Below are 23,016 nucleotides of genomic sequence, written 5' to 3'. Positions count from 1 at the left end.
AGGCTCAAAAAAAAACAGCGATGCCCTCTCCCCGATTTCCGGAAAAAGTGCGCCGCTGATTATAAATCATCTTTTTGTGTTATCTATTCGCTGTTTACTTCGTTCCAACCAAGTTACGAACCGTGTCCGCTAGCTGTGGCAAATCCACTCCGTTCAAGAATACGGGAGCTTTCCTCGTTTAACCCACGCAGGTGCACGGTTTTGCCCAGCTTCGCGTATTTAAACTTCACTTTGCCAATGGCCACAACCGCGGTATTATCCCAGATATGTGACCCTCCGAAATCAATCGTGATCTCCTTCGGATCAGCTTCTGCATCGAATTCATCCACGAAGCGGGACGAAGATCCAAAGAAGAACGGTCCGTGAACCCGGTACACCTTCTGCCCTAGCTCCTGGCTCGCCTGTACGCGAATCTTGGTCTGTTTCCAGCCAAAATGCAGCACACTTAGCACAACGCCGACCATGACCCCAATCGACAGATCGTGGGTATAGACCACAATCGCCACGGTCACGATCATGACAAAGGCTTCCGCGCGTGGCACGCGAGCAATATTCTTGATGGAACTCCAGTCGAATGTTCCGATACACACCATAAACATTACACCGACGAGCGCACCCATCGGTACCTGCTTCACCACACCGCTGAACAGCAGCAACAGGATCGCGAGAAACGCACCCGCAGTAAACGTGGATAATCTTCCACGTCCACCAGACTTCACATTAATGACCGACTGCCCAATCATCGCACAGCCGCCCATGCCGCCGAACAAACCGTTCACAAAGTTCGCAATACCCTGACCACGCACCTCACGGTTCTTGCTGCTCTTGGTCTCGGTCATCTCATCCACGATGGTTGCGGTCAGCAGGGATTCCAGCAGCCCAACCAGTGCCATGGTAAATGAATAAGGCAGCAGAATCATCAGCGTATCCCAAGTCCATGCAATATTCGGCAAGTGGAACATCGGCAGGGTACTTGTGAGATTTCCCATGTCCCCTACTTTACTTACATCCAGATGAAATACCACCGTAATAATCGTCATCACGATGATTGCAATCAATGGAGATGGAGCAGCTTTGAAAAAACGTGGCAAAATATAAATGATCGCCAGCGTGCCCGCCACCATCGCATACATAATCCAGTTCGCTCCCGTGAAGTGAGTTAACTGCGCCATAAAGATCAGGATCGCCAGTGCGTTCACGAATCCGGTCAGTACCGAATGAGGGACAAACGTAATAAATCGCCCAACCTTAAATATGCCTAGTAGAAACTGGATAACACCCGTCAGTATCGTAGCTGCAAAAAGATATTCCACACCATAATCCTTGACGAGTCCAACCATCAGTACCGCCATTGCACCCGTTGCAGCCGAGATCATACCGGGTCTTCCACCTGCAATCGAGATCACAATCGCAATGGTAATCGAAGCGTACAGCCCGACCATGGGATCGACTCCTGCAATGATGGAGAAAGCAATGGCTTCCGGAATGAGCGCCAGCGCTACCGTAATGCCTGCCAGCACATCTCCGCGAATGTTGCCAAACCATTGTTGTTTTAAAGTATTCATATGTTCTCTACCGTTCCTCCTACATGTCATTACTCAAATTGGAAGATGACCCTGAAGCTTAACGGAAGCATTCATCACTAATCAATACACTCAGCAATTAATAACAGTGTGTGAGACAGCACAAAATAGCGGAATCTTCTCCGCACAATTGCCTATGCATCTAAGTTACATGCTCATTCACCACCCCTATCGTATGGATAGTTGGATGAATCATCATGTCTGTTTTCCGTTCCAGTGTTTTGCTTCTGTTCCGTTACAACGATCAGTTATCTTCCTTGTGTGACATCCTGGTCTGCTCCAGATGCCCATGGGTTTCCCTCTCTCAGAGAAACCGGGTCCGTTATTCTACTGACCTATTATTATAGTCACTGGAATCAATATGTACTAATACAGTTAAGCCTTAAAAATAAAACCTTATCTCCTATTATCTTAATATTTCTGTGATATACTCATCCATCCTCTATTCACGAAAAATAACCCGCAAAGATCCTTTGAAGAAGGTCTCTTTACGGGTATTCTCGCGATACTATGTTAGAATCTTCCTGATTTGAATATCGAATAGAGCAGGAAAGCCACCATCAGAATCGCCACCAGGAAACCAATCTCAATGACCGGAATATCCCATAGCATCGTGGACTGATGACTGATCGACGAACCGATAATCAAGCCTACCATGATGATACAGAAGGCGAGCAGCACGATACTAAAGGATAGCCGATTACTAATCTGGTCCATTCTGCGCATGAGTGCATCGAGTTCAGGGACACTGATCTCCAGCCTCAGCTTACCTTTGCTAATAATGGATGATAACTGTCTTAACTGCCCTGGCAGACCAATGACACTCTCGGCCATATCAGCCGCACTGCGGAACAACCGATTCTTGATTCTTCCTGCGCTAAAACGTTCCTTGATCAGCTTCCGCCCAAAGGGCTCGGCCATATCCACAATGCTCAAGGAAGGATCGAGATGTTCGATCACACCTTCCATCGTCAGCAACGATTTACCAAGCAGGAGAATATCGGCAGGCATCACCACCCGATGCCTCTGGGCTACGCCGAACAGATCATTTAACGCCTGGCCCACACTAATCTTGGAAAAGGGAATATCGTAATATTTGGTACGCAACTTGTCCAAATCCACATGAAGCCCACGCAGATCCATGTCATCCGGCATCATGCCGAGCTTCTCAATGGCCCGGATCATGCTGTCCGTATCTTTGCGCATTAACCCAATAATAAGGGAAGCAAGCTGCTGTTTCATCTCATCGCTCAGGCTACCAACCATACCGAAGTCTATAAAGGCAAGACGTCCATCCTTCAATACCATCAGGTTGCCCGGATGTGGGTCAGCGTGAAAGAATCCATGAATAAAGATCTGATTCAATAATGAGTCCACTAACCGCTCAGCAATATTGTTCAGATCATGGCCGCGTCTGACCAATTCATCACGATCATTGAGCTTGATCCCTTCGATATACTCCATAGTCAGCACACGCGAAGACGTCTGATCCCAGTAAATTGTCGGAATTTTCACCTTGTTGTCCTGCTGGTATTGCTGTGCAATCTTTTCCGTATTTCGGCCTTCAACCGTATAATCCAGTTCAGCCATCAATGCCTGAGCATACTCTTCTACCATCTGCGGAATCTGATATTGCTTCACCCAATCCCAGCGCTTCTCGGCCATGGCTGTCAGCTCACGCAAAATATCCAGGTCACGCTGCACAATACGCGATATACCGGGCCGCTGAATCTTGATGGCTACCGATTCACCGCTTCGAAGTTTGCCCAGATGCACCTGGCCAATGCTGGCCGCAGCTACAGGGGTATCCTCGAACCGGGAAAAGATCTCCTCCAGCGGTGTATCCAATTCCTGTTCCAAAATACCCCGTGCCGTCTCGGAAGAGAACGGCGGGACCTGATCCTGCAACTTCACCAGCTCGCGAATGACAGACTCAGGCAATAGATCTGCCCTTGTGCTTGCGAGTTGCCCCAGCTTGACGAAAGCCGGCCCCAGCTCCTGCAGCACAAGCCTGATGCGTTCACTCAGCGTTTTGGTGGTATGTGCTTCACGCGACATCCACCGTCTGGGCAGAGCGAGCAACTGGAACAGCCCCAGCTCCTCGACCATATAACCGAAGCCATGACGCACCAGCGCCATGGCAATTTCACGGTATCTGCCGACATGTTTGATTCGCACGGCCATCTACTCGATCTCGTTTCCTTTGAGAGGAGGAGGAACTTCAAGTGGAGCCGGGGATTCATCAGGTTGAAGCTGTGGTGAGTGGCCCAGTTCGGCAATTTTTTTCTCCAGAACGGCAACACGCTGTTCCAGACTGGTTACATCGCTTTCGGATGCCACACCCGCTTCCTGAAGCACGCGCTTGACCTGTTCCTGAATCACTCTCTTGAACTGGCCTTGCTCTTCATCGCCCCGTTCCATCAGGCGTTCAACCAAAGCTTTGGATTCACCGGGCGCAAGTTCCCCGCGCTTGACCAAATCATCCACGGTTTTCTCAATTTTTTCTTTGCTTACGACAGTAAGTCCAAGCCCTAACGAGATCGCCTTTTTGAACAAATCGCTCATTTTTGTCATCCTCCTCTTCGTTGATCTCTATATTATACCCCTTCTACTCCGCATGCAAAAATGTCCGTCCGATCAGACATAACGCGCAGCCCATTTGCCTGCTTGCAGAAGTAACTTGCGGTACGTTTCGTGCGCAAAAGACGGTACATGGTGACCCGGCATAAGATAAACAATACGTCCAACACCATATCGATGAGCCCAAACCGCAGGCTTCGGTCCATCTTCGGATTGATATTCCAGCAATATTTTCGTTTCGGCAAAAGAACCAAACTCGAACTGATACGGTTCTTCTTCCATTGTGAAATTCGAGATACCCTCCGTCACGGGATGGCTTTCTCCCGTTACAGTGAATTCAAGTGGTGCATAAGCCGGATGATGCAGGAACTTGGCACCGATCATCTGTTTGAGTTCATAACGATTTTGGAGCGAAATGCCGTTATGTATAATGACCAGTCCCCCCCCATTACTCACATAGGACAACAAACCTGCTGTCTGCTGTGGAGAGACTTTCCCCTTCCAATCGTCCATGTAGGAGATACACACATCAAATCCGGTTATATTTTCTTGCAGCAGCATATTTCGATTCTCACTGCATTGTACAGTCATCGTATCATGGAAAATCCGGCTGATCTCCGCATCCACACCCTGAAGCGGGTGCCAGTCCGGATGTGTATAATCGCCTAGTAGCAATGCTTTTTTACGTTGATCCATTCAATCAATCTCCTTTCTTGTTCACCTCACTGTATAAAAACCAACTACCAGGGGAGTTTCTCTCCCTTGTAGTCCACATATGCGGGCTGATCTCCTTTAAATTGTTCATGGCGGTCGATAAGTACAGCGATATGCTGTGCAGATTGCTCGGGCGTGAGATCCGCAGAAGCATCCAGTTCACCCCGCATATAACTCTGTACCCAACCAGGATGTACAAGCATCACTTGTCCGCCTTCATCCTTCAGACCATTGTGCACAAGACGGGCCTGCATGTTCAAAGCAGCTTTGGACATACAATAGGCAAACCATCCATCCCGACTGCATTGCTCTATGCTTCCAGCCTCGGAAGAGATATCAACAATCAGTTTGACCTGTCCTTGAAGAAGGAGGGGTAACAGGGAATGAGTCACGCGCAGTGTACCTAAGGTATTCACATTAAATACTTCAGCCATCTCCGCCATATTCATCGGCCCGCGGATATGATCCGTAATACTTCCTAGTATAGCCGCATTGTTGATCAGCATATCCAAATGATTCGTATCCAGCTTCAATGTCTCCGTGAACAGAGCCACCGACAGGTCGTCCGCAATATCTAATTCGATGGCGCGCAGATGGTCAGGATATCCTTCTGCAAGCATGCGAATTCCCTCGGAATCTTCCACGTCCAGACCGGCCGCATACACGAGATATCCTCTCTTCAGCATCTGTGCCGTCAAAGCGAGCCCCAATCCCCGAGCAGCTCCGGTTACACATACAGTTCTCATCCTGATGTCCCTCCCTCGCATAATGATTCTGTCTTTAACTCATTCCACATATTCATCTGAAAACCTTTAATTCGAAAATGGGATCGCCAACTTCACGACCAAAGACTCATGAGATAAAAATCAGATTAGAGCCATTTTGCTTATTGAATTCAGCCATCGTTTTGAACTGTCTAACCGTTGCTTTCACTCCTGAATATATCGCTCCTTCCGATAAGCCTGACAATGCTCCACCCATCTTCGTGCGGCTGCCGGGTAAGAGCCCAGATGAACGTGCGTATACCCCGCCACGATGTTGCCTGTCGCATATCCTTCTTGCTTCAAGCCACGTAACCCTTTGGTCTCATACGCATAAGGGATCGTCTCTTCGTCACGATAGCTCATCGTGGAATAATGAAATTCATGACCCCGAAGCACCTCACCCTTTTTCAGCAAAAAGGAATCCTGAACGCTGCTCACTTCACGGTATCCAAGCGCAGCTCGCTTCTTCTGCATCTGCACCTGTGCGGGGATAATACCCGCCATGTGGAAGGTGGCACCCTCACGGTTGGTCAACGTTTCCCCAAGCACCATGTAGCCCCCACACTCGGCAAATAAAGGCATGTTGGTCTGTGCCGCCTGTCGAAGTCCATCCAGGAATCCTTGGTTACCGGCAATCTCTGCTGCAAATTCCTCAGGAAATCCACCACCCAAATAGATGCCGTCCACATCCGTTGGAATACCTTCACCAGCGAGTGGACTGAAATATTGTAATCGAACCCCAGCTGCTTCGAGCAATTCCAGATTGTCAGGATAATAGAAATTAAATGCCGCATCGCGCGCAACGGCAATAACAGGCTGTAGTGCATATGATACTTGTCGATTATCAACGTTAGTCATTGAATCGGAATGTGAATCGTAATTTGAGATTGATTCAGCATGATCTGAATCCGTGTGGACAGCGGTTGAAGGGCTCATGTCTTCTGCATTGAGCGGTGGAGCACTTGCCGCCAGTTCAAGCAGAAGATCCAGATCAGTGCCTTCCATCAGCACATCGGCAGCACGTTGGAATAACGGTTCCAGTTCACCGCGCTCAATGGCAGGCACCAGTCCCAGATGTCTCTCCGGGATGGACATGTCTTCGTCCCGCTTCAGCCAACCAACCACCGGAATGCCGCACATCTGCTCGATGGCTTTTTTCACAATGGTATAATGACCTGCACTTCCACAACGGTTGACGATCACGCCGGCAATATTTAATGCAGGTTCCAACTGTTGAAAACCCAGTACAATCGCGGCCGCACTGCGAGCCATGCTGCGTACGTCCACAACCAGGATTACAGGGGTCTGCGTGACCATAGCAATCTCTGCCGTCGAGCCTGTATTGCTGAGCGGATCTTTGCCATCATAGAGGCCCATAACGCCTTCTATAATGGAGATATCATGTCCTGCCGATGCCTTCTCAAACGTATCTCTCACATACGTTGGCGATGTCATCCATGCATCCAGATTACGTGACGGTCTGCCCGTAACGGCGGTATGATATGTCGGATCAATATAATCTGGGCCGCATTTGAACCCCTGTACACTCAAACCACGCTGGGCGAGTGCTCTCATCAGCCCCAAAGTTACTGTCGTTTTCCCTGCACCACTTCCGGTGCCTGCGATGATCAGTCGGGGCCTGGCGTTACGATCTGCAATGGTCATTTTCAATTCCACCTTTTCTTGCGATATCGAATATCGAATCCTTCAGCTCCGCTGAGAACGTATAAATTCTATAATCCAAACAAAACCGCATCACATAGCGATGCGGTCAAGATTATTGCACTCTCTTTATTCATGAAATGAATGTTACACAATAATAGAGAGGACAGAAATAACCTGAAGAAGCGACGTTAGAAGTTTTCTGAAAGAAAGCTGCTTCGTAACATACAACTGACCTTTATCACCAGATTTTATCCTTTAAAAAGGGAATCAAAAATCCATGGATAACAGCGATTGAAATAGTATTCTGTCATCGCAGTGCTATTGTGTAAAGTAGATTCATTTCATGCATATCTCTACTAAAATAAAACGCGTGCAACGGAGATCGTCAGATTGCCGCTCTTTTTCTTCTCCAACAGCCAATGATCCGCTCCGGAGGAAAGCAACGCCGCAGGTTCACTTACGCCATATGCTCCCGTATATTTGAATACCGTCTCGGATGGATTCGCAAGCTTCACTGTATTCAGTTCCTCAGGGGTGTAGGTTACGAGTTCCCAGCCATATTTGGCACAGAGAGCCAACAGGCCTTCTTCATCTTTTTTCAGATCAATTGTGGCAATGTTGCGCACGCTCTTTACGGAAAGGGATAACTCTTCCAAGGTAGCAAGAACTTCCTGCTCCAATTCCTCGATAGATGTGCCGCGATTACAGCCCATGCCGAGCACGAGGCTTTTCGGACGATACAATACACCATTGGTAAGAAAACGTTGCTCTTCTTCTGCCGAAAGCAGACGGTCACTAACGACCAGGGCAGCATTGAACGGGAAGGATTCCGTTTCCTCCAGATTGCTGAAGACACGGATATGATCCGGCACGGGTTTGTTATATCTCCACCAGTTCCGCTCCCCCGTCTCCTGAATGAGAGCCACAGGTTCTTCATTCACAACAGCCGCACTGACAGGGGTTGCCTTGTCGAAGCTGTCTACGATCCAGCCCAACTCCCGCCCAAACATGTCCACCGGAATGGTGCCTTGCACGTCTGAAGCTGTCGTGATAACAGCACGTGCGCCGAGTACCTCCGCAACCTGACGAGTTAACTCATTTGCACCGCCAAGGTGACCAGACAGCACGCTGATGACATTTTCGCCGCGGTCATCAATGACCAGGACGGCAGGATCGACTTTTTTGTCCACCAGAATTGGAGCGATCATACGCACAACTGCCCCCAGGGAGATAAACAGAATGATGCCATTATATCGTTTGAACAAATCAGGCAAAATCAGCTTCACCGAGCCTTCGAACAACTCAAAACCCAACTGTTCCTCATCGCCACGAGCAAACTTGCTCATATAATACACGTCTGTACCCTGGAACTGCCCTGCCAGATTACGCACCATCTCCACACCATGCTTCGTGATGGCAACAGCTGCAAACGGATTACTCACCGGACTTCACTCCCTTACGGTAGCCATGAGTGAAGGATTTATCATACAGCTTGGAACGGTGGGCATCGCGGTTCACGAGATCCGGATCAAGCGCCCAGCCTGCCAAGATCATCGCATGCATTGTAATGCCGGCGGCGCGCAGATCGGCGGCCAGATTAGCAAGCGTGGTCCGTACAATCTTTTGATCAGGCCATGTTGCCCGCTGCACAACTGCCACAGGTGTATCTTCGCTCCAGCCTGCGGCGAGGAATTCAACCACGACTTTTTTCGCCAAAGTTGCACTCAGGAAGAGCGCCACCGTACAGTGATGGGATGCCAGATCACGCAGTTTCTCCCGTTCAGGCACAGGGGTACGACCTTCTGCACGTGTCAGAATAACGGTCTGCGTCAGTTCTGGTACGGTCAATTCCGCCCCTAGTGCAGCTGCTGAAGCAAAGACCGAACTCACACCCGGAATGATCTCATATTCCACGCCCTGCTGTTTCAGCAGTACCATTTGTTCCAGAATTGCGCCGTACATCGCCGGATCACCCGTATGCACACGGGCCACACTTCTGCCCGCACGAGTCGCTTCACACATCAGTTCGACCTGACGTTCTAGATCCATGCCAGAGCTTTGCAGCACTTCTGCCTCGGGCTTCGCCGTTGCAATCAGTTCATCGTTCACGAGGGAATCCGTATACAGCACCAGATCTGCACTTCTCAAAATGTTAGAACCTTTCACCGTGATCAGTTCCGGATCACCCGGGCCTGCGCCTACGATATAGACTTTCGCTTCCAATGTCTTCATTTGCTCACCACCATCAGGCTTAGATATTCCAGCTCCTGCCCTTTCAGTTCACGGGCATCGCGCCAGACGAGTTCATATGGAGAAGTGACTTTGGTAACGACCGAAGCTTTGCCGCCGAGTCCCATCTCGTCCAGCAATTCAAGCATCGGGTCAAGCACCTTCGCCACTTTGATAAATACAATCGTATCGTGATGCTCAATTGCCTGCCGCATGGCTTCTTTATCTGCCGTAGCCGGAATAATGCCCACCTGTTCGTCTCCGTCTGCCAGATGAATATCCAGCGCTGCCGCTGCACCCAACACGGATGAGATACCCGGGATCGAACTAATCGGTACTTCAGGATGCAACTCTCGCATCAGCCGGGCCAGATGAATAAATGTGCTGTAGAGGTTGGGGTCACCCTCAGTTACAAAAGCCACATCCTTGCCTTCCTTGAGCGCGCCCCAGCATGCTTCAACGGTCTTGCCCCACTCGCGTTCAAGCACAACCGGGTCCTTCGTCATCGGGAAGATCAGGCCAAGCATCTCTTTTTCTTCCGGGTTCACATACAGTTCCACAATCTCGTGGGCGTAGGACTTACCGCCTTTACGTTTCTTTGGATATGCAACCACCGGGCATTCGCGAATCATCCGGTATGCTTTTACCGTAATCAGCTCCGGGTCTCCCGGCCCAACACCCACGCCATACAGTGTACCGATGGCTTTGTGATCCGTTGATTTATGTTCCAATGGTTCTGCGGAAGTGCTTCCCCACACAGTGTTTCCTGTTGTGCTTGCAGTTGTTGTGCTAATGCTGCTCTCCCCCTTGTTCATTCATTGAAAAATCACTCTGCTCCGTCTGCGGATTCCGTTTCTTCGGTTACTGTGTGTTGTCCTGTAATGACATAGATCGGATTGAGTCCGTCAAAACGGGTCATATTCAGGATCGGCTTGCTGCGCGCCGTCTGAAGTAACGTCACGGAGGCGTCCATGCCTGCTTCGCGCATCGCCTTCATACTGTCATGCAGCGTCTCGATCGTCGCTGCATTCACAACGAGGCGTCCCTCGGGGCGCAGCCGGGACGCACACAGGGCGATCAGCTGGCCGAGCTCGCCGCCGCTGCCACCAATGAACACCGCATCCGGATGAGGTAGTTCGTCCAGCCCTGCTGGTGCTTTGGCATGAAGGACGGTGAAATCGGTCCGGAATTTGATCCGGTTGGCCTCGATGTTCACGAGGTCACCTTCGTTCTTTTCGATGGCGAAGACCTGACCCCGCGGCGCCAGCCGCGTGCACTCCACCGCCACCGAGCCTGATCCTGCGCCGATATCCCACACGATGCTGTCCTCGCCCAGTTTCAGCTCAGACAAGCTGAACGCGCGGACTTCACGCTTGGTGATGAGGCCTTTCTCCGGTTTGCGCTGATGGAATTCCTCATCTGCAAACCCGAAGCCTTTGCGCGGCGCTGGTGCATCCTTGCGGCGCAGCAAAATCACGACGTTCAGCGGGCTGCATTCTGCTGCCGCCAGCTCGTCGAGGGTGTAATGGCGGGCACGTTCGTCTGCGCCGCCCAGGTTCTCGGCAACGTAGGCATCATACTCGGTCATGCCGAACTGTTGCAGATAAACCCCGATCGCAGCGGGGCTGTTGTGCTCATCCGTGAGCAGCGCAATTTTGGCTTTGCCATCGATGCGCTGGGCGAGGCCTTTGAGCGGGCGACCGTGCACGCTTTCGAGCACGGCATCGTGCCAGCTCTCGCCAAGCTGGGCAAATGCCAGCTGCAGTGAACTGAGATTAGGCCGGATCTCCAGTTGATCCGGGCCGATTTGGCGCGCTAAATACCCGGCAATGCCGTAGAACAGCGGGTCACCCGAGGCGAGCACAACGACGTTGTGTGTGGCCTGTAACGCTTTTATTTTCACAACGAGATCGCTTAAACCGCTCTTAATCGCTAACCGTTCACCTGCAAATGCGGGGAAATACTCTAACTGGCGCTCTCCGCCAACGAGTACATCTGCCTCCTGAATGAGATTCAGGCTATCCGTTGTCAGTCCTGCTGCACCTTCTTCACCCACGCCAATGATGCGGATTTTACGATTCTTTGCTCCAGTTGCTGTCTTCGAGTTCACTGATTTCCGCCCTCCCCAGTTCCATTCCTTTCATTGTTACCAATACTACTTCCACTGTCACGCCGCCTCCGGCATGTTCCAAACAGTGCCGACAGGCGTATGTACATAACTTTTCAAAATAGGGCAAGTACCCGGCTTCGGTCATCATATCTGCCACCTGAGTGGCCGTGTTGGCTTCCTCGATCGCTTGCGCCAGTTCATCCCCGGCTCCAGTCTCGCGGGCCACGGACGCAAGAAATCCAAAATCCACCGGCGCACTCTTGGAGTGCACCATCATGACGCCTTGGGCCACTTTGGCAAATTTGCCTGGCATCCCGACCAGCGTGATGCGTTTCATGCCCAACCGTTTACCGTGTTTGATCGCAAAGCCGACAAAGTCACCCATCTGGATAAAAGCTTCCTCTGGCAGATCGGGCATCATCTTCATGGCGTATTTCTCACTACTGCCGCCCGTCGTCAGTACAATATGATCACATCCGGATGCCTGAGCAACCGAGATGGCCTGCACCACACTGGCTCTGTAAGCAGAGGTGGAGAACGGAACGACCACGCCGCGTGTACCTAAAATGGAGATGCCGCCCAAAATGCCCAGACGGGAATTCAGTGTCTTCTTCGCCATCTCTTCGCCGTCCGGCACGCTGATCACAACCCGCACGCCTCTGGCTGTGCCGTGTTCGGCGAGCACCTGAGTGACGGCTTCGGTAATCATGCGGCGCGGAACGGGATTGATTGCCGCTTCGCCTACAGGCACGGGCAGTCCAGGCTTCGTGACCCGGCCTACGCCGATGCCCCCATCCAGCTCCATGCCTGGCTCGTCCCGCCAGGACACATGTGCGATGATCTTCGCCCGATGCGTGGCGTCCGGGTCATCTCCGGCATCTTTGATCGTGGCACAGGTCGCTACGCCATCGGTCAGTTCCTGCTCGATCAGTTCGAACGAGTGGTCAAAGCCCGCGGGCAATGAAACCACGGCCTGTGCAGGTACATGGCCCGTTAACAGGAGCTGCGTCGCTCCTTTGGCAACGGCTGTGGCACACGCACCTGTGGTGAAGCCGGAACGCATGGGTTTGTCGGGATCTGGTGTATTGCCGCCTTTCATGGGTTTTGAACCTCCCGTCCTTTAATTAGCTAGTTTAAATGAGGTGAAAATTATGCTGTGTGCGTGGGTGGTGGCTTTTGGCGCTTGGGTGACCGCTACGGGTACGGATCGTTCTTATGATCGCTGTTGTCTCCAGATTTCTTTGATTCCCTTTTGTAAAGGGAGAAATCCGGAGACAAAGGCGAGTGTATGCTTCCGAAGTAGCTTTCTTGCAGAAAGCTTTGAGCTCCGCTTCTTCAGAATCGATTCCGTCCCCTTCGCTGCTATCTGCTTCTGCATCCATCTGGCACAGTGCATAATGCCACCTCTTGGGCTAAACAATGCCCTGAGGTTTTTTTGGGTAACTAATCATCCCATGCCCGTAGGACTTGGCATGGAATGTAGTTACTTGGTTTGTGTTTGAGCGTGTGCTGTTCTTTTTGCTAGTTGGTGATACTTGAGGATTGATCACCTTATGACGGTGAACAACATACCCGTGCAATCCCTTTCAGTCATGCGAGTATGAGTGGATAACTTTTTATGACATCTACATTTCTAACGAATCGAGAAGACGTTATTTGGGCCAAATTCCACAAACAAAAATTGTAACGAATCGTAGTGACGTTATTTCATTAAACAGACGTTGTTTTCACCACTTTTCGGCGTGTTTCACCGGAATAGCGTTACTCAGATTCGTTAGAATATGAAACGGATGATAATCCGCAATATAAGGCCTGTGAGGTTCGTTAGAGCTCATTAAGTTTGCGAGAATTCCTTAAAGTCCTTTAAGGTTCGTGGTACGTTAAAGCTCGCTAAGGATTGTTAAAGCTCATTATGTTCGCTAGAATTTGTTAAAGTTTGTAACGCTCGTTTGTTTGCGTCGCGATTGCCTCTATTCACCTGTGGTCGTTACTTAAAATTACTTAAAATGACTACGCCTTCACGGCCATCAGAGAGATGGCATTCAGGGCGGCTACGACGATGGTACTTCCGCCTTTGCGGCCGATATTGGTGATGAACGGGATGTCGAGTTTGCGCAGCTCGTCTTTGGATTCTGCTGCGGATACGAAACCGACGGGCATGCCGATGATCAGGCCCGGTTTGGCTTCGCCTTCTTTGACCAGACGGATCAGTTCCAGCAATGCTGTTGGGGCGTTACCAATGGCGTAGATTCCGCCTTCGTATAATTGATTCGCTTTACGTGTCGAGATGATGGCCCGAGTGGTGTTCAAGCGTTTGGCTTCCTCCATCACATCGGGATCGGAAATATGTACATGCACATCTCCGCCAAAACCGCGAATGCGATCCTTGCTTACGCCAGCCTGAATCATCTGTACGTCAGCGATGACGGATTGGCCGGCACGAAGCGCTGCAATCCCTGCTTGAATGGCATCCGGGTGGAACACCATGCTGCGGCCCAGTTCGAAGTCAGCCGAGGCGTGAATGACACGCTGTACCACTGGATATTGCTCAGCCGTGAAAGGGTGCTCACCCAGTTCCTTCGTGATCATCTCAAAGCTTTTCCCCTCAATCTCCTGTGGCTGTACGGTCAACGGTTTAAATTCCGTTTTGAAATCCATGTGCATTTCACTCCTTCTACTCGTTGTGTCATTCAAAAATTCATTATTCAAATTAAAACTATTGGGGTGCTCTACTGCACCAATACACGCTCCAACTCATCCAGTACACCTTCAAAATGATCAAACACCGTTCCGAATTCAGCTTCAGGGCGTGAAATCAACACGACATGAATGCCCAGCTCCAGTGCAGATTGAATTTTCTCATCCACCGCTCCGTTCTTGCCGCTCTCCTTGGTAACCATTACCGTCGTCGCATAGTGCTTGTACAAAGCTTCATTCATTTCACGGGAAAAAGGTCCCTGCATCGCAATAATATTGCGCTGTTCAACGCCAAGCTCACCGCATTTCTCCATATTATCGAGACGTGGAAGCATGCGGGCAACGAGACGAATGTCCGGATCACCGAGCAGGTGCTTGGTGAAAATCTGTAACGTTTTGCTACCTGTCGTCAGCATGACCGAGCCCTTCAATTCTTTGGCCTTGAGTGCCGCTTCATCGTAGGAAGACACGACATGCAGCAACGCATGATCATCGTACGCGAGACCCGTGCGCTCGTAACGAATGTATGGAATGCCCGCCTGTTTGGCTGCTTCCATCGCATTGGCATGTGCTTCTTCGGCAAATGGATGACTTGCATCCACGATGGCACGGCTACCTTTTTCACGCACAAGTTCCACCATCGCTTCCACGGTCAAACGGCCTGTCCGAACAGGTAATCCGGCCTCTGTCAGGCTATGGGCAGCACTGTCGGTTACGACAGAAGTCAGCACGTCTGTACCTTGCTGCTGGATCTGTAGAGCGAGTTCCCTGGCATCACTCGTACCACACAACATGAAGATCATGGACGATTCACCTGCTCCGAAGTTGCTGCAACCTGTGACTGATCGGGAGAAGCCGCTTCTTGTACGATTCCTTCTGCGTCACCCTGGTTGTTCCGATTATCTTCGTGCTCGTGATGCGTATGATGCAACTCTTCATCGTGATCATGATGATAATCGAGTGACGTTTGACGATCGCCGGCAGTATTCGCGTGATCATGACTGTGGTCATGTTTATGTGTATGGTCATCGTGTGCATGTACATGCTGGTGGTCATGCTCATCATGAAGATGAGAGTGATCATGGTCCGAATGATCGTGGTTGTGCGCATGATTGTGCTCATGATGGTGGTCGTGACTGTGCTCATGTCCATGATCGTGATGATGGTCGTGGTCGTGATCATGGTGGTGATCGTGGTCATGCCCATGGTCGTGATCATGATGATGGTGGTGGTGTTTGGCTGCTTCAAGTCTGAATTGACAGTTATCACAGTTAGCTGTTACACGTCCGTATAACCCCTCATGGGCCCGCTCCAGTACCAGTTCAACCAGCTTCGGGTGGAAGCCAAAATATCCGCCAACCTCAACCTGAATGTCTGGATGCGCCGCTGCAAATTCTGCGGTCATTTCATCAATACGCTTGATCAGTACACCTGTGAACAGGAAATAAGGCATGATGATGATTTTCTTCGCGCCCAGCAAGAGACAGCGTTCCAATCCATCCGGGAAAGAGGGTTGAGTCACACCGATGAAGCTGCTTTCCGTCCACTTGTAGGGCAGTTTCTCCCATAACATCCGGGTCATTTTGAAAAAGTCACTGTTGGCATCCGGGTCACTGCTTCCCCGTCCAAGCACCAGTACGGCAGTCTCTTCATCCGTCACCGGAGCAGGTGGAGCCGCTACCGCTGTGCCGCCTTGGGATGCGACAAGTACAGGTTGTGCTTCTTGCAGACGGGTCTGCATGATCTGAACAACTTTCTCGTGAACACCGATTGGACGACCGTATACGAACTCCACCTGCGGATAACGTGCCTTGGCGCGGTCAATGGCGTTAGGAATATCAATCTTGGCATGCCCGGCAGCAAACAGAATGATCGGCACCAACACAACACGTGTTGCACCTCGGTCCACACAAGCGGTAACACCATCAGCAATACTTGGTCTCGTTAATTCCAGAAAACAGGTCTCCACCAACGTATTTTCAGGTGCCTTCGCTGCTACTTCATGTGCAAACTCCTTCAGTTCCCGGTTCCCCTCGGGATCACGGCTCCCGTGTCCCACCAACAATATTGCATCCATCTTTGTTATTCCTCCCCCGTCTGACCCGCAGATCAGACTTTTCATATTCATTCGGCACTCCAGTTCATCCGGTAAAAACTACGCCAAACCAGTCATTCCACCCATTCACTGCATTACTCGTAAAAATCAATCCATCTATGTCAGCTGAAATCCAGCGAATATTGCAAAATATTAGATAGGTCCTGACAAGCTGCACCCTCATGTCTCCACGAAAGAAGTCGTGCAGGCAGGGAATTAATTAATGATTACTCAAGACTTATTTAGAAATTTAGTAAGGAATTAAGTATGGAATTAGTCACCACATATCGGGTTTACTTCCACAGTGACCGGTGCATCGACATGGCGGAAGCCCTGAATTACGCCGACTCGTTTGAAGAACTTGTGAAATCGCTCATTCGGATGGCCCTTTTCTTTGTAATCCGCCACAATACGTTCCACAATGCCACCGATCTGATCACCCGGAATTCCCTCCGCTACGGGCTGGGCAGGGTGAGCATTGCGGCCGAATTTCTTGCCGCCGAGGAACAGGTCATATGCACCTTTGCGATATACGATGCCGATATCCTCCAGTACTGCCCCGTAACATGCCATACCGCAGCCATTCAGCGCCACACTCGTTTCTTTGGGTGCACCCAATCCGCCAATCACGGCCTGCAAATGGTTAGCCATCGGGACAGCATCGTCCTTCTCCATATTGCAGAAGTCACAGGCCTTCACCTTGATGACATCACCAATCGGTACAACGATAAAATTCGCTGCACGCAGCTCTTCAACCAGCGAGTCCGGTTCAAATGTCGGCACTCTCAGAATAATCTGGTGCTCCGGCGTGTACTCCAGTTCGCCGTCTTCACTTGCACACTGCGCCAGCAGCGCCATCTGGGCTGCGGTGAATTTTTTGTTGCCCACGCCGGGCGACACGCCGACTTCGAACAGCGGCGCCTTACGCCCAGGCTCGGGCGCGGTGCGTACCGCCGTTGCGGTCGCAGCCTGGGGTGAACTTGCTTCTCGGCTCGGCGCTGCTGCATTCAGCCAGCGGCTCGCCGATTCGCCCGCGAGCGCGCCGCCTGCCGCGAGCCGTGTCAGCGCCTCGGCGGCCAGCGCAGCTGCGCTGACGCGTGGCGCTTCTGCGACTCGGCCCGGAGCGGCCTCTGCCGCAACGGGCGCAGGTCGCTCGCCGGCAAGCACGGCGGTGCCAGCGCCGCTCGCCGGGCTTGCCGCAGGCGTAGTGGCAGCTGCCCCTGCGCCTGCGGGCGGCTGCCCTTGCGGAGCCGTGCCCGCTCGGGCGCTCTCGCCCGCTGCCTCGCCGGAGGCGGCAGCGCGGGCTTCCCTTGCGCCGAGCGACCATGGCTCGGCTTCCGTGCGTAGTCGCTCATGAGGTCTGAGCGACTGTTCCGCGGTGTTCAGCGTATATTTCCGCTGATACCCGCGCGGGGTGACCATGAGTCCTTCGTACATCATGGTCGAGGAGTTGCCGATAATCACGGTCGTCAGCATGCCGATATCATGATTCAGCATATCCTCCAGTGTGGTCATGACAACGTCCTGACGCTCACGGTATGCACTTTTCACCAGACCTACGGGGGTCTGTGGGTCACGATAACGCAGGATCATTTCCTGTGTCTCCACGATCTGGCGTGTGCGCCGTCCACTCCGTGGATTGTACAGGGCAATGACAAAATCAGCGGACGCTGCGGCTTCAACCCGGCGAATAATGGTCTCCCACGGCGTAAGGTGATCACTAAGGCTGATCGTACATGCATCATGCATGACAGGGGCACCCAGCAGTGATGCACAGGACTGAATGGCCGATACGCCCGGAATAACCTCGACGGCAACACCCGTATCCGGCTTCCAACCTTGCTCCATCAGCACCTCGTACACCAGTCCAGCCATACCATACACACCTGCGTCACCGCTGGAAATTACGGCAACAATTTTGCCCGTCTCCGCCTGTCGAACCGCTTCTTGTGCACGGCTTACTTCCTCCGTCATGCCTGTACGCACAATCGCTTGCCCGTTCAACAGAGGGCGAATAAGATCCACATACGTGTTGTATCCGATAATTACCTCACTCTCCTGAAGTGCTTCGAGTGCCCGCTTGGTGATATGTTCCATTGCTCCCGGGCCGAACCCGATAATCAACAGCTTGCCTTGATTTTGCATGATTTTCTCCTCCTTCATCACACTTGTCGTACTGATCTAAACAGTGAAGAAGGGCGGCTATGCCGACCTTCTCCCCCGCTGTACTGCATGTTCAACTCGTCAGCTCTGTTTACTCAGACTATCGAACAAGGCTCTTACATCACCCGTTATGATCCAACTAATCTATTCCTCTACCTGCAATTTCCCGACACAGGGTAGGTATCGCAAGGATGTGCATTTATCTAAAAAAACAAAAAAATCCCATCCTTGTAACGGATGGGATACGCATGTACGTACACTCAAGAACACAGCCCCAGACTCCCGAAGGGTAGTCCTGTGACTATGTGGCCTGGAGGGGCCAGCCGGGCGCACCGATTGTTCGCCCAATTCCTGATTCTTCGTACACCACTCCTTTCCGCGAAGGGTTTGGTGACACATGCAAGGTAGGTCTCCTGGCTTTGGATCATCAGCTTCCTTTTCTGTCTTCCCCGGCTTTCCGAGTGACTTGGATCAAAAAGGGCTTCACCATTACAGTGGCGGGACCGCTCGGGACTTTCACCCGATTCCCTGTTACCTCTTGCTGCACGCAAGAGCACCTTGCTTGTTTTCATTCAATATTGTTTTCATAATAACACCGTGCAGGAAATAATGTCCATGCTTATGATACTTATCCATTCTTCTATTTTCAGACAAAACAGAAAAAAGTCCTGATCCAAAAATCGGATCAGAACCCGGAATAACCTATGCATATCCCATTCGTTATAACCATCCAACAACCCTTGCATTGAGTTCGTTTCTGTTAACGACTCAACCTTTATTGCTGACCGCCAACCTTGTCCGCACGCCCTGCGGCAAAGTAACGTCCAAGTTCAACGATGAGTGCACCCATCTTCTCTTCCTCCGGAATGACCAGCGCCTCAATGCCTTCTTCACGCATGGAGTTTGCTGTAACTTTACCTACGGATGCAGGAATTACGCCTTGTCTGAAGGCGGCAAGCAACGGCTCAAGCTTGTCCTGGGAGGCCGCATATTGCGTCAGAAATCTGACTTGGGGTCCACTTGTGAACGCAACAGCATCTACCTCGAACTTTAGAATTTCATTCAACAGCTGTTCCAGCTCTGCATCTTCCGGCGGTACATGGCGGTAAGGGAGCACTTGTCTGACGATTGCACCTTGTTCTTCCAACCATGCAACGAGTTTGGGAGCTGTCTCCCCATGAAGCTGTAATATGACCTTTTTCCCTGCGAGATCATGCGGGGCGAATTCTCGAATGAGCCCGTCCGTGCTACCGTCATCATCCCGTACCAGGGGCGTTAATCTGCGCTTTTTGAGCGCATTCACCGTCTTGTACCCCCTCGCTGCAATGGAGGATTCCGATAATACATCCAACAATTGTCCTGCGACTTCCATATCCTCAGCCATTTCAAACAATGCATCCAATCCCATACCCGTCGTTAACACCGCCCAGTCTGGCGGGTCTGAGATCCAGGATACCAGCCCATCCCTGATACTCCGATCATCCAGGAATACGGTCCCCTGTGCCGGTCGCACAAGCGGGATTCCCCCCATTTTTTCAACCAGTATGGACATTTCTTTCGATTTTCGTGGTCCTGTCAATGCTACACGCACACCTGCCAAATGTTGAGCCATTCATGTTCCCCCCGTTAGTCCAGCCGAATGTTCATCAGTCTGACTACAGTATACAGGGTACTTCTGTGAAGCGAAACTGTGCTTACGCTATTTTTGCCCGTTCATCTATAAGGATTTTTGATGGAATGTATCAGGAAGGTTGGAGTTCTCCCCCATGACGATCTTGCCTTCTTTTCTCCCCGTTCTTCTCCGAATCAGTGGATTCTTGTCCCTGTTCATGCTTCTCTTTCTTGGACTGCTCTCCCGATTTCTGGTGGGCAGATTCTTTTTTATCCTTTTTGCGAGGACGAAGGAAAAGAAACAGCACAATCGGGAACAGTACTTCAAAAACAATGGCAATCCATGTCCATTCCCGAGTAAACCGATACAGCTGAATTGCGTTCTTGAAGAACCAAAAGGCACATACGAATCCTAACAGCGCCACAGGGCCAGTCATGACCTTTCCTGATACGTTCGGAATCATTCGCTTCAGTCCCCAACAGACAAAGTACAGATCAAATGCAATTTTGGTAATCATGGTAGGCAGGGTCGCCGCTGCCAGCGCCAGATCAAACCGATCCAGGAAATCACTTATTTGCAACTGTCTTGCCAGCTCATAAGAAGGGTATACCAGCCTGGACGCAATAGGCACACCTATCGATGTAATGGTTTCCACAAGAATCAGTATCATCAGCAATCCCGAGATGATAATGCCCCATATCACAGACTTGAAGCGAAAGTCACTGCCCTTAACGACAAAAGGCAATGCGATCATCTCTCCGTAAAAAGAAAATATGTACCAACTCCCCTTACCTACTCCTGCAACATCCACATGAAAATAAGGCATCAGATTCTCCATATTGATCTGCTGGATAAGCATGAAAGGCACAATGAGAGAGTTCAACAGGAACAGGGTAACATAGAGTTCCGACATTCCGATCAACGAACCAAGCCCACCTCGGACGATAAATACCGCCATAATCATAAGTGACAATACAACGATGGAAATCGGTGTCGTCTCTAATAAAGTTATACTTACATAATCACCAATCAATCGGATATCTCTTGCGAATATGAAGAAAAAAAACAAAACGTACATTACACCTGCGAGCCTTCCCATAAAGGGGAATCGGTCAGCAAGGGCCTCAAATAGATCCTGATTCGGAAACCTCCGCTGGACTCGGCTTACCATCCACATGGATATAATCATCACGAGAACAACTGGTACATACGAGAGATAAGCATGCTGTTCCGCATAAAAAATGGCCTGTGCATGGGGTTGAATCAACGTGCCTGTAATACTGAGCAACAGCACGAGTAGTACAATCTGTCGAGAAGTCACACTTTGATTCATATAATACCTCCTTTCCATCATTCATTCTGTACTTCGCACCACCCCCAGTCCCCATCTACGGTAACGGTAAAAAGCGCTGGATGACATGGCTAATCCATACCGCCACAAAAAAGGTTTTGCTTAAATGGGTTACATAAAGCCAAAGGCCAGTTCCTATTCCAATCAGACCGTAGGATAACCATCGATTAACAGCTGCGGCCTGCTTCAGGTGTCTGAAGTCCATGACAATGACAATAATGACCATCCCCAGATAGGTGAACAATAGTGGTTTAATCATGTACAATATCCTCCTCCATGACACCAATCGGCTTGTTAACTATCCCCACATTTTCAATGATGACATGAGGGATAACCTTTACCTCAACATCAGGATAGATATCATTCCATCGATCCTTCATTTTGTCCCACTCTTTAGGCATGTGTTGATGGATCGACCGACCAATCCCGAGAATATCGGCATGGTATTTTTCCTGTATTAACCGAACTCCTTCAACGATATCCTCTTTTATTTTTTGGTGGATCGCGTCATTTAATTTCAAAATCTCTTTTTCACTCAGATCACCGTAATTTGATTCGTTATCTACTACCACGCCTTTGGCGTACAATTGAACGGTTACACTAACCTTGCCATTCTTGACACTGGGGTGCAGTGAAGAGTTGTTCTCGTTCAGCTTGATGAATATATCTCCTTCTCCGCGTGGAGCCTTGACCATAACTTCTGGTTCATTGGCTTCTCCCATAGCGAGAATCAAAGCATCTGCGGGAGCTTTGTCAATCATGCCTACCAACTTGTCTTTTTTAAAAATGGCCAGTCCATCCAGCTTGATATTTGTTTTGGCATCCTTCCAATTCTTCGGAACATTGTCCACTTTCGAAGCAACCGGCAGGAATGGGTCTACTCCTTCACTCAGGATCGCATCAGTGAACGTTTTAAGGGAACGTGGATTACGCATATTTAGAAAGCACAACTCTCTCACCATCTCAGATGGAAACTTCTCTATGGGTGCATCCGTATCCATGACTTTATATGCCGCGCCTTTCGTCACCACTGGTAATGCAGAGAATCGGTTGAGCGGGTAGCGCGTAAACAAATCAAGCATCGGAGCCACGCCATCCCGGGCAAGATCCTCTCCAATAAGCATGGTACGGCGGTGTGCATAATAAATCTTTCGTGAGAGTGATTTTTGGCCTTCAAGTGTAGTCCCTCTCAGTGTCTTCGCGGTATTGGACAACATGAACCACGATTTATCCCCGCTTGTCCCCCCGCCACCTCCAGAGCTTCCGGTAGAACCGGATTGTCCAGGCAGAGCAATCTGGAGACTGGATCTGTAATTGTCCTGCTCCTTATCAACGGCTATGCCAATCACAAAGGCAATATCATTAATTTCCTTACGATCCCAACAGCCTGCTATGAAAATGGTACATAGCAGTAACATCAACACAGTGCGGAATTTACGAATAAGAAACATGT

General features: G+C 50.4%; 19 protein-coding genes and 1 riboswitch. All 19 genes read right to left on the bottom strand.

Annotated features, from left to right (window positions below; genetic code table 11):
• Positions 1-113: 113 nt before the first annotated feature.
• The 19 genes from ACX9NY_RS26035 to ACX9NY_RS25945 all read right to left on the bottom strand — a co-directional run bounded on the left by ACX9NY_RS26035 (position 114) and on the right by ACX9NY_RS25945 (position 23,014).
• Positions 114-1,565, bottom strand: a complete 1,452-nt coding sequence (locus ACX9NY_RS26035; protein ID WP_342571266.1) for a SulP family inorganic anion transporter — start codon at positions 1,563-1,565, stop codon at positions 114-116.
• A 531-nt stretch (positions 1,566-2,096) separates the two neighbouring features.
• Positions 2,097-3,767: an ABC1 kinase family protein gene (locus tag ACX9NY_RS26030; RefSeq protein WP_339238360.1), complete on the bottom strand. Its 1,671-nt coding sequence runs from the start codon at positions 3,765-3,767 to the stop codon at positions 2,097-2,099.
• Positions 3,768-4,148 carry a phasin family protein gene (locus tag ACX9NY_RS26025; RefSeq protein ID WP_472475922.1) on the bottom strand — a complete coding sequence of 127 codons (381 nt, stop codon included), beginning with the start codon at positions 4,146-4,148 and terminating at the stop codon, positions 3,768-3,770.
• Positions 4,149-4,220: 72 nt separating this feature from the next.
• The gene (locus ACX9NY_RS26020; protein WP_339238365.1) at positions 4,221-4,859 is read right to left on the bottom strand and encodes a ThuA domain-containing protein; all 639 of its coding nucleotides are present in this window, start codon (positions 4,857-4,859) and stop codon (positions 4,221-4,223) included.
• A 44-nt stretch (positions 4,860-4,903) separates the two neighbouring features.
• Positions 4,904-5,623 (bottom strand): SDR family oxidoreductase, encoded by a 720-nt coding sequence (locus ACX9NY_RS26015; protein WP_339238367.1) that lies wholly within the window; start codon positions 5,621-5,623, stop codon positions 4,904-4,906.
• A 183-nt stretch (positions 5,624-5,806) separates the two neighbouring features.
• Positions 5,807-7,306: a cobyrinate a,c-diamide synthase gene (locus ACX9NY_RS26010; RefSeq protein ID WP_472475920.1), complete on the bottom strand. Its 1,500-nt coding sequence runs from the start codon at positions 7,304-7,306 to the stop codon at positions 5,807-5,809.
• Between the two features lie 356 nt (positions 7,307-7,662).
• Positions 7,663-8,748 carry a cobalt-precorrin 5A hydrolase gene (locus ACX9NY_RS26005; protein ID WP_472475918.1) on the bottom strand — a complete coding sequence of 362 codons (1,086 nt, stop codon included), beginning with the start codon at positions 8,746-8,748 and terminating at the stop codon, positions 7,663-7,665.
• Positions 8,741-9,538, bottom strand: coding sequence for a precorrin-4 C(11)-methyltransferase (gene cobM, locus ACX9NY_RS26000; RefSeq protein ID WP_076332461.1), 798 nt, complete (start codon positions 9,536-9,538; stop codon positions 8,741-8,743). The genes ACX9NY_RS26005 and cobM overlap by 8 nt, the downstream gene beginning before the upstream one ends.
• Positions 9,535-10,350, bottom strand: coding sequence for a precorrin-2 C(20)-methyltransferase (cobI, locus tag ACX9NY_RS25995; RefSeq protein WP_472475916.1), 816 nt, complete (start codon positions 10,348-10,350; stop codon positions 9,535-9,537). The genes cobM and cobI overlap by 4 nt, the downstream gene beginning before the upstream one ends.
• An 11-nt stretch (positions 10,351-10,361) precedes the next feature.
• Positions 10,362-11,645: a precorrin-6y C5,15-methyltransferase (decarboxylating) subunit CbiE gene (cbiE, locus tag ACX9NY_RS25990; protein WP_472475914.1), complete on the bottom strand. Its 1,284-nt coding sequence runs from the start codon at positions 11,643-11,645 to the stop codon at positions 10,362-10,364.
• The gene (locus tag ACX9NY_RS25985) at positions 11,608-12,744 is read right to left on the bottom strand and encodes a cobalt-precorrin-5B (C(1))-methyltransferase (RefSeq protein WP_472475912.1); all 1,137 of its coding nucleotides are present in this window, start codon (positions 12,742-12,744) and stop codon (positions 11,608-11,610) included. The genes cbiE and ACX9NY_RS25985 overlap by 38 nt, the downstream gene beginning before the upstream one ends.
• Positions 12,745-13,655: 911 nt before the next feature.
• Positions 13,656-14,303: a precorrin-8X methylmutase gene (locus ACX9NY_RS25980; RefSeq protein ID WP_472475910.1), complete on the bottom strand. Its 648-nt coding sequence runs from the start codon at positions 14,301-14,303 to the stop codon at positions 13,656-13,658.
• A 71-nt stretch (positions 14,304-14,374) separates the two neighbouring features.
• Positions 14,375-15,145, bottom strand: a complete 771-nt coding sequence (gene cobK / locus ACX9NY_RS25975) for a precorrin-6A reductase (RefSeq protein ID WP_472475909.1) — start codon at positions 15,143-15,145, stop codon at positions 14,375-14,377.
• The gene (locus tag ACX9NY_RS25970) at positions 15,142-16,419 is read right to left on the bottom strand and encodes a sirohydrochlorin chelatase (RefSeq protein WP_472475907.1); all 1,278 of its coding nucleotides are present in this window, start codon (positions 16,417-16,419) and stop codon (positions 15,142-15,144) included. Before ACX9NY_RS25970 ends, cobK begins: the two co-directional genes overlap by 4 nt.
• Positions 16,420-16,710: 291 nt before the next feature.
• Positions 16,711-18,582, bottom strand: coding sequence for a precorrin-3B C(17)-methyltransferase (gene cobJ, locus ACX9NY_RS25965; RefSeq protein WP_472475906.1), 1,872 nt, complete (start codon positions 18,580-18,582; stop codon positions 16,711-16,713).
• Positions 18,583-18,986: 404 nt separating this feature from the next.
• Positions 18,987-19,176: riboswitch (cobalamin riboswitch) on the bottom strand.
• A 199-nt stretch (positions 19,177-19,375) separates the two neighbouring features.
• Positions 19,376-20,212, bottom strand: coding sequence for a uroporphyrinogen-III synthase (locus ACX9NY_RS25960; protein ID WP_472475905.1), 837 nt, complete (start codon positions 20,210-20,212; stop codon positions 19,376-19,378).
• A 130-nt stretch (positions 20,213-20,342) separates the two neighbouring features.
• Positions 20,343-21,545 carry a GerAB/ArcD/ProY family transporter gene (locus tag ACX9NY_RS25955; protein ID WP_472475904.1) on the bottom strand — a complete coding sequence of 401 codons (1,203 nt, stop codon included), beginning with the start codon at positions 21,543-21,545 and terminating at the stop codon, positions 20,343-20,345.
• Positions 21,546-21,600: 55 nt separating this feature from the next.
• Positions 21,601-21,822: a hypothetical protein gene (locus ACX9NY_RS25950; protein ID WP_472475902.1), complete on the bottom strand. Its 222-nt coding sequence runs from the start codon at positions 21,820-21,822 to the stop codon at positions 21,601-21,603.
• Entirely contained in the window at positions 21,815-23,014 is a 1,200-nt protein-coding gene (locus ACX9NY_RS25945; RefSeq protein WP_472475900.1) for a Ger(x)C family spore germination protein, read from the bottom strand. The genes ACX9NY_RS25950 and ACX9NY_RS25945 overlap by 8 nt, the downstream gene beginning before the upstream one ends.
• Positions 23,015-23,016: the final 2 nt, after the last annotated feature.

Source organism: Paenibacillus sp. CB74, assembly GCF_055687625.1.
This window is presented reverse-complemented; position numbering and strand designations above follow the sequence as displayed.

What these genes read in the sequence shown, in the direction of transcription:
- ACX9NY_RS26025 (WP_472475922.1), bottom strand. Translation starts at nt 4,148, where the DNA reads ATGAGCGATTTGTTCAAAAAGGCGATCTCGTTAGGGCTTGGACTTACT.
- cobJ (WP_472475906.1), bottom strand. Translation starts at nt 18,582, where the DNA reads ATGCAAAATCAAGGCAAGCTGTTGATTATCGGGTTCGGCCCGGGAGCA.
- ACX9NY_RS26010 (WP_472475920.1), bottom strand. Translation starts at nt 7,306, where the DNA reads ATGACCATTGCAGATCGTAACGCCAGGCCCCGACTGATCATCGCAGGC.
- ACX9NY_RS25960 (WP_472475905.1), bottom strand. Translation starts at nt 20,212, where the DNA reads ATGGCTCAACATTTGGCAGGTGTGCGTGTAGCATTGACAGGACCACGA.
- ACX9NY_RS26030 (WP_339238360.1), bottom strand. Translation starts at nt 3,767, where the DNA reads ATGGCCGTGCGAATCAAACATGTCGGCAGATACCGTGAAATTGCCATG.
- ACX9NY_RS26035 (WP_342571266.1), bottom strand. Translation starts at nt 1,565, where the DNA reads ATGAATACTTTAAAACAACAATGGTTTGGCAACATTCGCGGAGATGTG.
- cobI (WP_472475916.1), bottom strand. Translation starts at nt 10,350, where the DNA reads ATGAACAAGGGGGAGAGCAGCATTAGCACAACAACTGCAAGCACAACA.
- ACX9NY_RS25955 (WP_472475904.1), bottom strand. Translation starts at nt 21,545, where the DNA reads ATGAATCAAAGTGTGACTTCTCGACAGATTGTACTACTCGTGCTGTTG.
- cobK (WP_472475909.1), bottom strand. Translation starts at nt 15,145, where the DNA reads ATGATCTTCATGTTGTGTGGTACGAGTGATGCCAGGGAACTCGCTCTA.
- ACX9NY_RS26020 (WP_339238365.1), bottom strand. Translation starts at nt 4,859, where the DNA reads ATGGATCAACGTAAAAAAGCATTGCTACTAGGCGATTATACACATCCG.
- ACX9NY_RS25945 (WP_472475900.1), bottom strand. Translation starts at nt 23,014, where the DNA reads ATGTTTCTTATTCGTAAATTCCGCACTGTGTTGATGTTACTGCTATGT.
- cobM (WP_076332461.1), bottom strand. Translation starts at nt 9,538, where the DNA reads ATGAAGACATTGGAAGCGAAAGTCTATATCGTAGGCGCAGGCCCGGGT.
- ACX9NY_RS25985 (WP_472475912.1), bottom strand. Translation starts at nt 12,744, where the DNA reads ATGAAAGGCGGCAATACACCAGATCCCGACAAACCCATGCGTTCCGGC.
- ACX9NY_RS25950 (WP_472475902.1), bottom strand. Translation starts at nt 21,822, where the DNA reads ATGATTAAACCACTATTGTTCACCTATCTGGGGATGGTCATTATTGTC.
- ACX9NY_RS26015 (WP_339238367.1), bottom strand. Translation starts at nt 5,623, where the DNA reads ATGAGAACTGTATGTGTAACCGGAGCTGCTCGGGGATTGGGGCTCGCT.
- ACX9NY_RS25980 (WP_472475910.1), bottom strand. Translation starts at nt 14,303, where the DNA reads ATGGATTTCAAAACGGAATTTAAACCGTTGACCGTACAGCCACAGGAG.
- ACX9NY_RS25970 (WP_472475907.1), bottom strand. Translation starts at nt 16,419, where the DNA reads ATGGATGCAATATTGTTGGTGGGACACGGGAGCCGTGATCCCGAGGGG.